At 31.3% G+C, this 14,600-nt stretch carries 14 protein-coding genes; 13 read left to right on the top strand and 1 reads right to left on the bottom strand.

The features are described 5' to 3' along the window. Nucleotides 1-2,213 (bottom strand): PKD domain-containing protein (locus ACN0WY_RS13220; protein WP_417800665.1); only part of this gene is annotated, 2,213 nt, incomplete at its 3' end. A 421-nt stretch (nt 2,214-2,634) separates the two neighbouring features. Here ACN0WY_RS13220 and mnmE point away from each other — a divergent pair. The 13 genes from mnmE to ACN0WY_RS13155 all read left to right on the top strand — a co-directional run bounded on the left by mnmE (nt 2,635) and on the right by ACN0WY_RS13155 (nt 14,510). Continuing rightward, nucleotides 2,635-4,029 (top strand): tRNA uridine-5-carboxymethylaminomethyl(34) synthesis GTPase MnmE, encoded by a 1,395-nt coding sequence (mnmE, locus tag ACN0WY_RS13215; RefSeq protein ID WP_417800664.1) that lies wholly within the window; start codon nt 2,635-2,637, stop codon nt 4,027-4,029. A gap of 304 nt (nt 4,030-4,333) precedes the next feature. After that, nucleotides 4,334-4,573, top strand: a complete 240-nt coding sequence (locus ACN0WY_RS13210) for a hypothetical protein (protein ID WP_330486963.1) — start codon at nt 4,334-4,336, stop codon at nt 4,571-4,573. Then, nucleotides 4,574-5,974 carry a GspE/PulE family protein gene (locus ACN0WY_RS13205; protein ID WP_330486964.1) on the top strand — a complete coding sequence of 467 codons (1,401 nt, stop codon included), beginning with the start codon at nt 4,574-4,576 and terminating at the stop codon, nt 5,972-5,974. Between the two features lie 9 nt (nt 5,975-5,983). Continuing rightward, nucleotides 5,984-7,216 (top strand): hypothetical protein, encoded by a 1,233-nt coding sequence (locus ACN0WY_RS13200; RefSeq protein ID WP_417800663.1) that lies wholly within the window; start codon nt 5,984-5,986, stop codon nt 7,214-7,216. Then, the gene (locus ACN0WY_RS13195; protein ID WP_417800662.1) at nt 7,216-8,469 is read left to right on the top strand and encodes a hypothetical protein; all 1,254 of its coding nucleotides are present in this window, start codon (nt 7,216-7,218) and stop codon (nt 8,467-8,469) included. Before ACN0WY_RS13200 ends, ACN0WY_RS13195 begins: the two co-directional genes overlap by 1 nt. Further along, complete coding sequence (locus tag ACN0WY_RS13190) at nt 8,470-9,498, top strand: cell wall anchor protein (RefSeq protein WP_417800661.1); 1,029 nt, start codon at nt 8,470-8,472, stop codon at nt 9,496-9,498. It abuts the gene before it with no gap. Between the two features lie 9 nt (nt 9,499-9,507). Then, nucleotides 9,508-10,422, top strand: a complete 915-nt coding sequence (locus ACN0WY_RS13185) for a hypothetical protein (protein ID WP_417800660.1) — start codon at nt 9,508-9,510, stop codon at nt 10,420-10,422. Beyond that, the gene (locus ACN0WY_RS13180) at nt 10,415-10,876 is read left to right on the top strand and encodes a hypothetical protein (protein ID WP_417800659.1); all 462 of its coding nucleotides are present in this window, start codon (nt 10,415-10,417) and stop codon (nt 10,874-10,876) included. The genes ACN0WY_RS13185 and ACN0WY_RS13180 overlap by 8 nt, the downstream gene beginning before the upstream one ends. Before the next feature lie 3 nt (nt 10,877-10,879). Then, nucleotides 10,880-12,112: a hypothetical protein gene (locus tag ACN0WY_RS13175; RefSeq protein WP_417800658.1), complete on the top strand. Its 1,233-nt coding sequence runs from the start codon at nt 10,880-10,882 to the stop codon at nt 12,110-12,112. Next, nucleotides 12,100-12,453, top strand: a complete 354-nt coding sequence (locus tag ACN0WY_RS13170; RefSeq protein WP_417800657.1) for a hypothetical protein — start codon at nt 12,100-12,102, stop codon at nt 12,451-12,453. Before ACN0WY_RS13175 ends, ACN0WY_RS13170 begins: the two co-directional genes overlap by 13 nt. Next, nucleotides 12,443-12,904 (top strand): PulJ/GspJ family protein, encoded by a 462-nt coding sequence (locus ACN0WY_RS13165; protein WP_330486973.1) that lies wholly within the window; start codon nt 12,443-12,445, stop codon nt 12,902-12,904. Before ACN0WY_RS13170 ends, ACN0WY_RS13165 begins: the two co-directional genes overlap by 11 nt. Continuing rightward, complete coding sequence (locus tag ACN0WY_RS13160) at nt 12,904-14,037, top strand: type II secretion system F family protein (RefSeq protein WP_330486974.1); 1,134 nt, start codon at nt 12,904-12,906, stop codon at nt 14,035-14,037. The genes ACN0WY_RS13165 and ACN0WY_RS13160 overlap by 1 nt, the downstream gene beginning before the upstream one ends. A 53-nt stretch (nt 14,038-14,090) precedes the next feature. Then, the gene (locus ACN0WY_RS13155) at nt 14,091-14,510 is read left to right on the top strand and encodes a prepilin-type N-terminal cleavage/methylation domain-containing protein (protein ID WP_417800656.1); all 420 of its coding nucleotides are present in this window, start codon (nt 14,091-14,093) and stop codon (nt 14,508-14,510) included. Nucleotides 14,511-14,600: the final 90 nt, after the last annotated feature.

Genomic DNA, 14,600 nt, shown 5'->3' with positions numbered 1-14,600 from the left:
GTTGATTCCCATTTACGGACAATCGCTCCACAGCCGTCTACTACCGTATTGCTTACTTCGGTGAAAATTACATCAACGACAGTATCACAATTATCGGTTGCAGTGATGGTGGGTACCGCTGGTATGGCTTCACAGTCGACACTTACATCGGCTGGTGTTGCTGATAATACGGGTGCTGTCGTATCGGTTACTGTAATCGTTTGGGTGTGACTTACCGTGTTGCCACAGTTATCGGTTGATTCCCATTTACGGACAATCGCTCCACAGCCGTCTACTACCGTATTGCTTACTTCGGTGAAAATTACATCAACAACAGTATCACAGTTATCAGTTGCAGTGATGGTGGGTACCGCTGGTATGGCTTCACAGTCGACACTTACATCGGCTGGTTCCTCTGATAATACGGGTGCTGTCGTATCTACAACTGTAATTGTTTGTATTTTTTCTGTTGTATTACCACAGCTATCTATTAATTTCCAAGTACGTTTAACTATCTTTTCCCCATTACAACTACCTGTTAGCTCTTCATCTGTAAAGGTAGCCTCTAAGCCAGTATTACAATTATCTGATTCATTTGTAACATCTCCTGTTATACCTACACTGGCATCATAATTACAGCTAGTATCTGAAAAAATTGAAATATCTCCTGGCACTGTAAAATCTGGTGCTATAGTATCTTGAATGGTAATCACCATTGCATCTGTTCCTATTTTACCACATGTGTCAGTAACAGTAAATGTTCTTGTAACTGTAGTAATACATCCATCATCAGAACTAATTGCATCTATATAAGTTATACTTGCTATTGTTCCATCATCAGAAGCAGTATAGCCAGTTGTAAAAAAGCTGTCTTTGATATCAGAAGATGGTGCTAAACTCAAAGGGTATCTAGCATTTAAACTTGTTATATCATTTTCATCACAACCTTCAATTCCTAAGGTTTCTGGAACGCTAATAATAGGATTTTCATTGTCATTCGACACTAAAGTGATAGCTCCAACTTCTTGACACCCATTAGTGTCTGTTACAGTAACCGTATAAGTCCCTTCTGTTAATCCACTAAGGTCTTCTGTTGTTGCTCCTGTATTCCATAAATAAGTATAACCTGCTGTTCCTCCTGATACGGTTAGATCGATAGCTCCATCACTTCCTCCACAACTTAAATCACTTCCTAAAAGAGAAAGTGACAATAGAGGAGGCTCGATTATTGTTACATTTGTAAAGGCAATACAATTATTAGCATCAGTAACGATTACTTGATATGTACCAGCTTCTAAACCTGTAATATCTTCAGTATTAGCTCCATTATCCCATGAATAAATATAAGGAGCCTTCCCTCCTGTTATGGTTAAATTTGCTGCCCCATCACTTCCACCATTACAACTAACATTTGTTCCAACTATACTTGCCTCAGGAGTAGAGTATACTGCAACATTTTTAGTTATTGAATTTGTATCTCCATCTTCATCTGTAACAATTAGTGTTACTACTTTAGTTCCCGAACTAGTATAATTAACCGGATGTGGGCCTTCAGTTGTTGCCATTGATGGAGAAGCTCCTGTTCCAAAACTCCACTGATATGTTAAGGTTCCATCTCCTCCAGTAGAAGTATTAGTATAGGTTACTCTTTGAAAACCTCCACTTCCACAATCGTATTCAAAAGTAAAATCAGGAGCTATTGGAGTTTGCACATCAATTGGTGGTAAATTTTCTCCTGAACATTTAGAATTTTGTGTTGAACACCCTGGTCCTACATTGCTACCGGGAGTTTGCCAAGAAAGATATACGTCGGTTAAAGTTAATTCTTCTCCACAAGTGTAGTTTATTAACTCAAACATTTGGTAAGTACTAGGACTAATTGCCCCTGAGATACCTATACTAATTTTATTTGTTCCAACATAAACATTTCCATCTTTATCAATCTTATCTGCTCCATTCATCAAGTAAAACTGCATATATAAATCTATTTTACTTGCTGCTTTAGAAATGTCTACATATAGGTAAACATTAGAGAGTTGTTGCCCTACTGTACACGTGCTTATTGGGTTTCCATTTGAATCTCCTATATAAACACTTCCTATTTCGACATCCTGAGCTCCACACCCAGAAAGGTTACAGGGACTCTGCATGGATACTGTTGTTTGTGAAAAAACATAATTAGCACTAAACAACAAAAGTATCAGCATTAGTTTTCTTAAATGAGTAGTTTTCATTCCCATACCTTAACTTTTAAAATTTAACTTTTTAAATACTCTAAATTTCTTTAGGGTATTACTCTTATTAAGTCTTAGTGTTCGCTAAAACCATCTTACGGGGATGGGGTAAAATGGGGTGTGGGGTAATTAAGGGATACGTATTTCTGATGTATTACAAGAATGCAATACTTTTATAACACACAATGAGTACACAACAAAAATTTTATGAGGAAACTAAAATAATACTGAGTGGGTATCGTATTATTTTGAGGGATTAACGTTTTTTAAGTTCTAAAAACTGTTACACCAAATGTAATGCTTATTTTTAGTTTTTAAAAATAAAATGTTAAAAAAAGGGGTTTTCCCCCATGCTTGTTCAGTAAAAAATATGTTGTTGATATTTTATAATACTTCCTACTAAATTAGGTAATTTTGCAGTATGATACAAAACGATACAATTATTGCATTAGCAACCCCAGCAGGAGTTGGTGCTATTGCTGTTATTAGACTTTCAGGAGAAAAATCGATAAAAATTGTAGATTCATTTTTCACTTCTGTAAAGAAAAATAAGTCATTATTATCTCAAAAGTCTCATACCTTACATTTAGGTCATATTGTAAATAATGGAGTAATTATTGATCAAGTTTTAGTATCTATTTTTAAAAATCCGCATTCTTATACAGGTGAAGACGTTGTGGAAATTTCTTGTCACGGTTCTAGCTTTATTCAGCAAGAAATTATTCAACTTTTCTTACAAAATGGTTGTCGAATAGCTGATAATGGTGAGTTTACCATGCGTGCTTTTTTAAATGGTAAAATGGATTTATCACAAGCGGAAGCTGTTGCCGATGTAATTGCCTCAAATTCTGCTGCTTCGCATCAAGTGGCAATTCAACAAATGCGCGGGGGAATTACTAATGAACTAAAAGAGTTAAGAGGACAATTACTTGATTTTGCCGCTTTGATTGAACTTGAACTTGATTTTTCTGGTGAAGACGTAGAATTTGCTGATAGAACTAAATTTAAAGAATTAGTAGCTAAAATATCAGCTGTTTTAAAGCGTTTAATTGATTCTTTTGCTTTTGGAAACGCCATGAAAAATGGAATTCCTGTTGCTATTATTGGAGAACCTAACGTTGGTAAATCTACGTTGTTAAATGCCTTGCTAAACGAAGAAAAAGCTATTGTATCTGATATTGCTGGTACTACTCGTGATGCTATTGAAGATGAACTAATTATTGATGGTGTTGTTTTCCGTTTTATAGATACTGCTGGTATTAGAGAAACTGAAGATGTTGTTGAAAGTATTGGTATTAAAAAAGCTTATGAAAAAGCAGAAAATGCTCAGTTAATTATCTTTTTAATTGATTCAAACAAGTATGTACATTCTAAAGAATTATTTTTAGAAGAAATAGCAACTATAAAACAGCGTTTTCCTAATAAACGTTTATTGGTTATTGCCAATAAAGTAGATACTTTATCGTGTCATGACTCCTCTATTTTACAATCAGAAATTGAACATTTAATTTTACTTTCAGCAAAACAAAAAATTGGCGTTAATGAATTAAAACAAGAACTTATTTCTTTAGTGAATACAGGGGCTTTAAGTAATAACGAAACAATTGTTACTAACTCACGCCACTTCGAAGCATTAAACCATGCTCTAGAAAGTATTAATTCGGTGAAAAATGGAATTGAGTTAGGTATTTCTTCTGACTTATTTGCTATTGACATTCGAGAATGCTTACGCCATTTAGGAAATATTACAGGTGAATACGATGTAGATAAAGATATTTTGGGACACATTTTTGGAAATTTCTGTATCGGAAAGTAAGACTCCTCTTTTTATTTTATATTTATAATAGATTTTTAAGTACACAAATCTTTATTCTTTTCTAATGATTTTTACGATTCTTTTATATTTTAATCTCGTATTTATAACTTATCAAGATTTCAAAGAAAGAAAAGTATACCTACTTAGTTTATTCACCTCTTTAATTTTTATAAGCTTTACTCATTATTCAAATTCATTTTCAGTTTATAGTTATTTATATACTAGCATTGTAAACATGAGTTTTTTATCTATAATTTTCTTAGTATTATACTTGTATACTACATTAAAATTAAAAAAAAGTCTTTTGAAAACCATCGGATTAGGTGATCTTTTCTTTTTTATAATTATTGCTATGGGCTTTCCTACTTTTGCTTTTTTAATCATCTTTTCTTCTTCTTTGATATTTTCTTTTATTTTATTTATATTTTTGAAACCTAGATTAACTAACAAAACTGTTCCGCTAGCAGGATTACAATCTTTATTCCTAGTAATTATTTTATTACTGAATAATAATTTTGAAGTTTTGAATTTATACGCTATGTAAATGAAAAATACTCTTTTAACAGATGTTGAAGCGCTTCAACTATTATCTTCTGAACAAGCTTTTTTTTATAACATCCTTCCTAAAACAATCAAAAACAATACGTTAATTATTTATAGTGATTTTGATAATTTAGAGTTAAAACAAGAGCTAGAAGTTATACTTGGTCTAAGTATTGAATTTGAAATAATTGATTCTGACTTATTAAAAAAATCCATTAATTCAAAATATAGAAAAGCTGTTCGTAATCATGAAAAAATACTCAATTATTCAGATGATTTCCTTACAAACATCATTCAGGAAGCTAAAGAAATAGGAAGTAGTGATATTCATTTTGAGGCTTTTGAAAACTCAAATAGGGTCCGATTTAGAATTGACGGAAAATTAATTGAACGTCATGTTATTTTAAAAAGCGAATACCCAAAAATAGTCAACCGACTTAAAATTATGTCGGGTCTGGACATTTCCGAAAAAAGATTACCCCAAGACGGAAGAATAAACTTTAAAAATGGAAATGATGTTTTTGACATTCGTGTTTCTTCCTTACCTACTCTATATGGTGAAAAATTGGTACTTCGTATTTTATCAAAAGACTTATTATCCTTCAAGCTAGAAAGTTTAGGTTTTAATGAAGAAGAGTTAAACATATATCAAAAAGCAGTACACAAACCCAATGGAATTGTGTTAATCTCTGGACCAACTGGGTCAGGAAAAACAACTACTTTATATGCTACTTTACAACTTTTAAATAAACCGAACACAAATATTTTAACAGTTGAAGACCCCATAGAATATACCTTAGAAGGCATTAATCAAGTTCAATTAAAAGAAAGTATCGGATTAGATTTTGCAAGTACTCTAAGAACTTTTTTAAGACAAGATCCTGATATTATTATGGTTGGTGAAATACGAGACCCAGATACAGCAAACATGGCTATTAGAGCTTCGTTAACAGGTCACTTAGTATTATCAACCATACATACAAACTCTGCTTGGGGAACCATTTCTAGACTTATAGACATGAACATTCCCTCTTTTTTAATTGCCAGTACTTTAAATGTTAGTGTTGCGCAACGTTTGGTTAGAAAACTATGTAATAACTGTAAAAAAGAAGTAGTTAAAAATGATACTGATTTACACTTAGCAAACAAACTTTTAAATAACCACACACATTATGAAGCTGTTGGTTGTACTGAATGTTATCATACAGGCTATAAAGGACGTAAAGCTATTTATGAAATAATACCCATAACTCAAGAATTAGTATCGGCTATAAGTACTAAAGAACAAGATATTTATACCTATCTAAAGCAACAAAATATTGCTACTCTACAAGACAATGCTCTTCATTTAGTAAAAGAAGGAGTTACCTCATTAAAAGAAATTTATCCATTATTAATATAAGAATTTATTATGAAAAAACTAATTATTGCTATGCTATGCTTATACAACCTAAGCATTTTTTCTCAACAGTTTACTACTAATACTACTCCTGTAGGCATGGAACATAATGTTTTGTTCGATGCTACCAATCGCTACACTGTAACGCAAACAGGTGATGCAACTGTTAATTTACGAGCACTTTTTGATGGTAGGTTTATTCCAAGTTATAGTGGCCCACCCGCTTCAACAGTATCACCTACTACTATTTTAATAGAAAACTTACCTAACATGCATACTCAAACTGGAGCATGGGTAGGTTGGTCAACGAGATATTGGCAGCCTAAACGATTTAAAATTGAAGGGTATAATGTTTACCAAAATGCTAATATGTGGGTTACAATAGCTGACTATTCTAATCAAGATTATGGAAGCTCTAGATTTGTTTCAGAAAAACTGCCTTCAGGCGCATATACTAAATTACGATATACCATCTACTCCACTCACGGAGCAGATGGAAAACTAGGGTTATCAGAATTATTTTTTATCCATCCAGAAGCGACCACTCCTTATAAAGGATTGTTAGCTTCTGAAAGTGATATTACATGGAAAAAAGAAGCTTCAAATACTTATTTCAACATAGGTAATACTGGGATTGGTACTTCCACTCCCTCCTCTTTATTACACATTAATGGTAAAGGAGGAGAACCTTCCGCAAATACTGAAGATTTACAAAACAAAGCTAGTTTTATTTTGTCTTCAACTCCAAGGCTTCCAGAAGGTTTAGGTACAATGACAAGATTGTATGCAGGTATTGGTTCTAGTCAATACACATGGTTTCAAGCATATAATGGACATACTACTGGTTCTCCTAAAAATATTTCTCTTAATCCAAAAGGTGGTAACGTAGGGATTGGTACTACCACAATTCCAACCGATTACAAACTAGCAGTTGCTGGAAAAATTCTTACCGAAGAAGTAAAAGTACTGTTACAAAATAACTGGCCCGATTATGTTTTTTCTAAAGAATATACACTACCTAGCTTATATGAAGTAGAAAAACATATTAACGAAAAAGGACACCTACAAAACATTCCTAGCGCGAAAGAAGTAGCAAAAAATGGAGGTATTGAGTTAGGTGAAATGAATAGAAAATTGTTAGAAAAAATTGAAGAACTAACGCTATATACTATTCAACAACAAAAAGAAATCGAAAGGTTAAAAAAGTTAGAAGAAAGAATTAACAAACTTGAAAACAAAAATTAATGATGAAAAAGATTACTTTATTTATTTTAGTCTTGATTTCTTTTACTATTAAAGCTCAAAACTATACTCCTTTAAATTATAGTTTTAATGGCACTCCTACTCATGGAATAAAAATTAAAACCAATTTACCTTATGCAAATGGCTCTCAAATGCCTACTGTAATTATAGAAGGATATAACTATTCCAAAGGCAAGTCTATCGGAATTATGTTGAACTGGTATATTTATCAAGATAACTTTCATTCTTATGGAGCCTCAAGTCATGGTGCTTATGCTCCCGGTATAAAATTGGCTAATGAAAATGGTAAGGTGGTTATCTTTTTAGACTCAAGAGAGTATTATAATAGGTTTCAAGTAAGAGCATATGCAAAAGGTAGGACTGCCGATGACATTCCCGCTAACTATGAAAACTGGATTGCTGTTGATGAAGCTTTGTCGGGTACAAATGTAGTGGCTGTTCCTTATAAAAAAGATATTAATGGGAACACAACTATAAAAGGAGACCTTAATATAGGAGGGGAAACAAATACCGCTCTAAGAGTTAGACATATTAATGGAAAAAAAGCAGACAGCAATGACTTTGATAACTTATATCTAAACTATGGTAATCAAAAAGATGTTTGGGTAGGTAGCACTAGTAGTCCTTCTAATTTAGCTGTTTATGGTAAACTAGGTATAGGAACAAATTCTCCTGCAGAAAAACTGGAAGTAAATGGAAATATTTCACTAGCAAGAACTTATAAAATTAAGTTTTTAGAGAAACCGGGAGGAAATGATAGAGCATATATTAGATCAACTAATGGTGAAGGAGGAGATTTTAATTCGTTAATTTTTGCTGTAGGGACAGGAAACGAATCAATGTATTTAAAATATGATGGAAATGTGGGGATTGGAACAACCTCTATACCTACTAATTACAAATTGGCTATTGCAGGAAAAACAATTACAGAAGAAGTAAAAGTACAGCTACAAAGTAACTGGCCCGATTATGTATTTTCTAAAGAATACCAATTAACTACTCTACAAGAAGTAGAGCAACACATTAATAAAAAAGGGCATTTGCAAAACATTCCTAGTGCTAAAGAAGTAGCAAAAGATGGAGGTATTGAATTAGGCGAAATGAATAGAAAATTGTTAGAAAAAATCGAAGAGCTAACCTTATATACTATTCAACAAGAAAAATCAATTAACGAGTTAAAGAAAATCGTTAAACAACAATCTAAACAGTTAGAGAGTTTAACAACAAAAAAATAAATGATGAAGAAAATTATTATTACGGTTTTATTTGTAACCTTCTCTTTTAAAATTAACGCACAAATTGCTGAAAACATTAAAGTATTAAACACTCGATATGATAATTTTGCACCTAGTTATTACAATAACGAAGTAAAATTTGAATTTAAAAAAAGAGAGAATATAGGGGTTCCTGGTATAGGATACTACTCAGGTCTTTTAACCTTTGCACCTTGGGCAGATAATACTGGAGGACATCACCATCAATTAAACTTTAATGAAGGAGGTATTTTTTATAGGAATGGATTGCCTGATGATGAAACTTGGGGTCAGTGGTCAAAAATTTTAATACAAAAAATTAATAAACCTATTGAATTAGGTCCAAAATCAACTCAAGGAGGAATTATATTTGCTCAAACATATGCTGACAATGATTATATCGGAACATTAAGTTCCAATTACAGTTCTGGTGCTATTATTCTAGGGTATGGTGCAGCAGGGATGAATGGTTCAGGTACATCAGGACAACTAGTTTCAACTTTCGATAATTTTTCTGCAAACAGAGGGGCTTTACGACTAGGACAAGGAACTCTTGAATTTTTATCTACTCCAACAGCTGTTCAAACTGCTGTTAATAGCGAATTAAATATTCAGTCTAGATTTTTCATTAATAAATTGGGAAATGTAGGGATTGGAACTGCAAATCCTGATGCTAAATTATCCGTTAATGGAACAATTCATTCTAAAGAGGTTAAAGTAGATTTAACTGGCTGGCCCGATTATGTTTTTTCTAAAGAATATACACTACCTAGCTTATATGAAGTAGAAAAACACATTAACGAAAAAGGGCATTTACAAAACATTCCTAGCGCAAAAGAAGTAGCAAAAGATGGAGGTATTGAGTTAGGTGAAATGAATAGAAAATTGTTAGAGAAAATTGAAGAACTAACGCTATATACTATTCAGCAACAAAAAGAAATTGATGAATTAAAAAAAGAAAATAGCCTCCTAAAAAAGTTAGAAGAAAGAATTAACAAACTCGAAAAATAAAAATTAATTATGAAAAAAATAATATTACTTTTTTTTGTCTTTGCTCCTTTAACTATTAAAGCTCAAAACTATAGTTTTGAATGGGAAAGTTCTTATATCACTTTTGCAAATGGGGTAGAGAATCAAGTTAGTTATATAGATTTTGGAGATATTAAAATGTGGGGATGGATGGAAGTTACAATTACTTCTGCCTATGGATATAGACTCAGTACAGGTAAATATACTAAGAGGTACCAAATAGGAAAAAACCTAGGTAAAGAAGGCTATTTTCATCACACTTCTGAAGTACCAGTTGCTTTTGGACATGTTGCTTCTGAATGGAAACTAGGAGAATTAGAGTTTAATGATAATAATCGCTTAGTTATTCCAATATATCATCTATTAAGTACAGGAAATACCATAGTAGTTACAATTAAAGGTGTAAATAGAGTAAATGGTTTTAACTCAACTACAATTCAAACAACTCCTGTTTCTACTCTCGCCAATAATCAGACTGCTGATAGAACATATTTAAAGCAAAATTTTACTATAGAAAATAATCTGACCATTGGTACACACAAACTTAATAATGGAGATAAATTAACCGTTGCTGGCAAAATTGGTGCTCGAGAAATTAAAGTAACTGTTGACTCTGGTGCAGATTTTGTTTTTGAAAATGATTATAAACTCGTTAAACTTGATTCTTTACAAGAATATATTTTTAAGAATAAGCATTTACCCGATATTTCCTCTGAAAAAGAAATGCAAAACAACGGTATTGAACTTAGTAAATTTTCGATACAATTACTTCAAAAAATTGAAGAACTAACGCTATATACTATTCAGCAACAAAAAGAATTAGAAGCAGCAAAAGAAAAAAACAATACCTTAGAGCGTCGATTAAACGAAATAGAAAAACTTATCAAACATAAAATAGTTGAATAAAAAACAAAAAACATACTTATTACTTGCTGTAGTTGTTTGTGTTTGGGGACTTATTGGTTATAAAATTTACAACCGATTATCTCCAAATACAACAACTATCGCTACTACAAACAATTCTAATCATTTTTCTAGAAAAAAAATAGTTGAAGTACAACCTTATACTATTAGGGCAGATTATAGAGATCCTTTTTTAGGAAAACTTCCTATAAAAAGGAAAAAAGTTAGTTTTAAACCTAAAAAGAAAATAACAGGAGAAAAAAAGAATTTTCCTCAAATAGTATATAATGGCACTGTAGCATCTAATAAATCGAAATCTTTTATTATTACTATTAATGGGGAGCAAGAAATTTTTAACCTTGGTCAAAACGTTAGAGGCCTTACGTTGGTAAAAGGAAATTCAGAAGAAGTGCTTTTAAAGTTTCAAAATGAAACAAAAACTTTTAAAGCACGATAGACTATGCTGTTATTAAAAAAGGTAAAAGCAGGAGCCTTACAGTATGTTTTAGTTATTTCCGTAATTATAGCCATACTCATACTTGCCTTTATCACTTTAATACACCTTCATAAAAAAGTTCAATTAAAAGGAGCTTTATATAAAAAATCAATAGAAAATGTACAGCATACTTTCGACCTTTTAAAAACTCAAAAACTTAACGAGACAAACCTAAATCAACTCAATAACACCTCGATTATAACTAAAGATTGGGGAATTTATAAAAGTGTTCACGTTACATCTTCAGAAAAAAATGAATTCTTTGAACAAATAGGGTTATTAGGTAGTTTTAACCGTAAAAAAAAGGCTTTATATCTTCAAGAAAACAATAAACCCTTAGCGATAGTAGGAAACACCAAAATTGTCGGAGATGCAAGTATTCCTAAACTAGGTATTAAAAGAGGAAATATTGCTGGAACTTCATATAATAGAAATACCTTGTTATACGGAAGGTCTACTTTAAGTAGTACCAAACTCCCTGAAATAGAAAACATAAATACTATAAAAAAGTATGTTTCTTCACATCTTTTAGATGGTAAAACTTCTTTTTTTGAGTTAGAAGAAAGTAAACACTTTAAAAATTCGTTTAAAAAAGAAACGCTGGTTTATAATTCAAACTACCCTATTCATCTTAAAAACATTTCTTTAACGGGTAATATACTCATAAAATCAAACAGTAGTATTACTATACATACTTCTGCCATACTTGAAGATGTTATTTTGGTTGCCCCAAAAATAACCGTTCAAAATCGAGTGAATGGAACATTTCAAGCATTTGCTAAAGACACCATTAATGTGCAATCTAATTGTACATTACACTATCCGAGTGCTTTGGTTGTGATAAATGAAAAAAAAATAGATACTAACAATAACCCTGAAATTATTATTGAAGAAAACTGTCAAATAAAGGGTAGTATTTTACTATACAGTACTAGTAAAACCATGAATTTTAATCCACAAATTCATATCAAAGAAAAAACAACTGTTACTGGAGATGTATATTGTAATCAAAATTTAGAATTGTTAGGAACCGTATACGGAAGTGTATATACGAATCATTTTTTAACAAAACAGTTTGGTAGTACGTATATAAATCATGTATACAATGTAGAAATTAATAGCACTAAACTTCCTAATCAATTTTCTGGATTACCTATAAAAAACCAAAATTATTCCGTAGCAAAATGGCTTTATTAAAGAAAATAACAAGTCTAAAAGTAAAAGCGTCTTCGTTAACCGAAGTAATTGTTGCTACTGTAATTATTTTACTCATATTTGGAGTTGCTTTACTAACAGTAGATAACCTGTTATTTAACACGGTTAAAAATAGCACACATAAAATAGAAAATGAATTGACAGAAATTGTATATCAATATAAAAACGGACAGATTACACTCCCCTATTCTTCTGAAGAAAACGAGTGGATTATCTATTCAGGAGAAGTTATAGAAGAAAACCAAAAACTAGTTGTTTTTGAAGCTGAAAACAAAACCTCTAAAAAGAAAGTCATTAAAAAAACTGTAGCTTATGAAAACTAAAAAAATGGCTGCTTTTACACTAAGTGAAATGTTAATTGTTTTAGTGATTACAAGTCTTGTCGTTTCCTTAACTTTTTTAATATTAGACACGGTTCAAAAACAACTCACTACTATTAAAACAAATTTTAAAAGTCAGCAACAATACCAACTTTTAGAGCGATTATTATGGAAAGATTTTAATAGTTATCACGTAAACTACTCTCCTATTAAAGATACTTTTTTAATGACGAATGCCATTGATACTATTACGTATGATTTTAGCAATGATTACATTTTAAGACAAAACGATACAATTTTCATCAATTTTCCTGATAAATCTTTATTTTTGGACGGAAAAGAAGTTACACAAGGTACTATAGATGCTATGAAATTATATACAAACCCTACCTACAACTTCAAACAGATTTTTATTTACAAACAAAAAGATGCTGCTTTTTACCTAAACAATTAATGGCTTTTCAACTCAACAACATATCAGAAAAACCCAAAAAAGAAAAAACTTCTTTTGATATAGACTCACTATTAAAAAAAGAAATTAGCCTGTTTGGAAATTCTTTTTCTAATAAAAAGAAAGAAAATTTTTATATTGAACTGGGGATACTTTTAAAAGCTGGTTTAGAGTTAAAAGACGCCATTGAACTCATTGGAAATGAACAAAAAAAAGCTTCTGACAAAGAACTATTTAACAGCATCGTTGACGATTTAATCAATGGTAAAAATTTATCGGATGCTATAAAAAGGCATAAGTCATTTACCAACTACGAATTCTACTCTCTACAAATAGGTGAACAAACAGGAACACTGCAAAAAGTAAGTGAAGAGTTGGGTAATTTTTATAAGCGTAAAAATGAACAACGTAGAATAATTGTAAGTGCCTTATCGTATCCTATTGTTGTGTTAATAACAGCCTTTTTAGCGGTGTTTTTTATGTTACGAATGGTGGTGCCTATGTTTGCTGATATTTTTAAACAAAACAAAGTAGAGTTGCCTTGGGTGACTAAAAAGATCATTGCTTTAGCTGATTTTTCTGAAGAAAATGCTCCCTTGTTTTTTCTTTTTATTCTCCTTATTGTTGGTCTTCTCTTTGTTGTAAAAAATAAATTGTGGTTTAGAAAAATAAGTTCGGCTGTTTTACTAAAAACTCCTTTTATTGGTGATTTTACAAGAAAAATACGAATTGCACAATTCACACAGGCCATAAGCTTACTTGTTGCTGCTAAAGTCCCGTTATTAAACGGATTACAGTTAACGCAAAAAATGATCCGTTTTTACCCCTTACAAACAGCCTTACAACAAGTTGAATCAGATATTTTACAAGGAATTAGCTTACATAAAAGTGTTGCTAATCAACCTATATTTGATAAAAAAATGGCTTCTCTATTAAAAGTTGCCGAAGAAACCAATCAAAACGAAATTATTTTCAAGCGTTTAACCTATCAATATAACGAAGAAATAGAATACAGGTCTAAAATGATTAACGCAACCATAGAACCCATCTTAATTTTAGTACTAGGTGGTATTGTTGCTGTCATTTTAATTGCCATGTACTTACCGATGTTCAAGCTAAGTACAGTAATTACCTAATTATTTTATTTTTTTACGATAAACAATTACATTTACCGACAAAAAATTAAAAAATGAGCTTTTATAAAAAGATTGTACTAAAAAAAGTAGACGCCTATAACTTACAAGAGTTATTAATAACCTTAGTTATTATTGGTATTTTAATTTTAATTGCATTGCCTAACTTAATGCCTTTAATTTCTCGTACCAAAAGTATTGAGGCTCAAAATCAATTAAACCACTTACATTCTTTACAACGTAATCACTTTTTTATGCACTCTACCTATAGTGCTGATTTTAACGTACTAGATTTTGTACCTCCTGTTACCGTTGCTAATGGTGGTAGAGCGAATTACCAATACGAAATTATTGAAAGCACCAATAATAAATTTAAAGCTCGTGCTACAGCTATTACTGATTTTGATGGTGATGGACAGTTTAATGTTTGGGAAGTAGATCAGGATAAAAAGTTGGTTGAAATTGTTAAGGATTGATAGTTTATCTATAGAAGAAGAAAACGTAAGGTTTTATTAATTTAAATCTTAGTATTATAAAGATTTCTCATCACTCTTGCACTCCCTCTA

This window comes from Tenacibaculum sp. (genome assembly GCF_048269885.1).
Classification (GTDB): Bacteria; Bacteroidota; Bacteroidia; order Flavobacteriales; family Flavobacteriaceae; genus Polaribacter.
Note: the sequence above shows the minus strand (reverse complement) of the source record. Positions and strands in the feature narration are given on the sequence as shown.

Coding starts and splice junctions, on each gene's coding strand:
- mnmE (WP_417800664.1), top strand. CDS start 2,635: ATGATACAAAACGATACAATTATTGCATTAGCAACCCCAGCAGGAGTT.
- ACN0WY_RS13205 (WP_330486964.1), top strand. CDS start 4,574: ATGAAAAATACTCTTTTAACAGATGTTGAAGCGCTTCAACTATTATCT.
- ACN0WY_RS13200 (WP_417800663.1), top strand. CDS start 5,984: ATGAAAAAACTAATTATTGCTATGCTATGCTTATACAACCTAAGCATT.
- ACN0WY_RS13195 (WP_417800662.1), top strand. CDS start 7,216: ATGATGAAAAAGATTACTTTATTTATTTTAGTCTTGATTTCTTTTACT.
- ACN0WY_RS13190 (WP_417800661.1), top strand. CDS start 8,470: ATGATGAAGAAAATTATTATTACGGTTTTATTTGTAACCTTCTCTTTT.
- ACN0WY_RS13185 (WP_417800660.1), top strand. CDS start 9,508: ATGAAAAAAATAATATTACTTTTTTTTGTCTTTGCTCCTTTAACTATT.
- ACN0WY_RS13175 (WP_417800658.1), top strand. CDS start 10,880: ATGCTGTTATTAAAAAAGGTAAAAGCAGGAGCCTTACAGTATGTTTTA.
- ACN0WY_RS13170 (WP_417800657.1), top strand. CDS start 12,100: ATGGCTTTATTAAAGAAAATAACAAGTCTAAAAGTAAAAGCGTCTTCG.
- ACN0WY_RS13165 (WP_330486973.1), top strand. CDS start 12,443: ATGAAAACTAAAAAAATGGCTGCTTTTACACTAAGTGAAATGTTAATT.
- ACN0WY_RS13160 (WP_330486974.1), top strand. CDS start 12,904: ATGGCTTTTCAACTCAACAACATATCAGAAAAACCCAAAAAAGAAAAA.
- ACN0WY_RS13155 (WP_417800656.1), top strand. CDS start 14,091: ATGAGCTTTTATAAAAAGATTGTACTAAAAAAAGTAGACGCCTATAAC.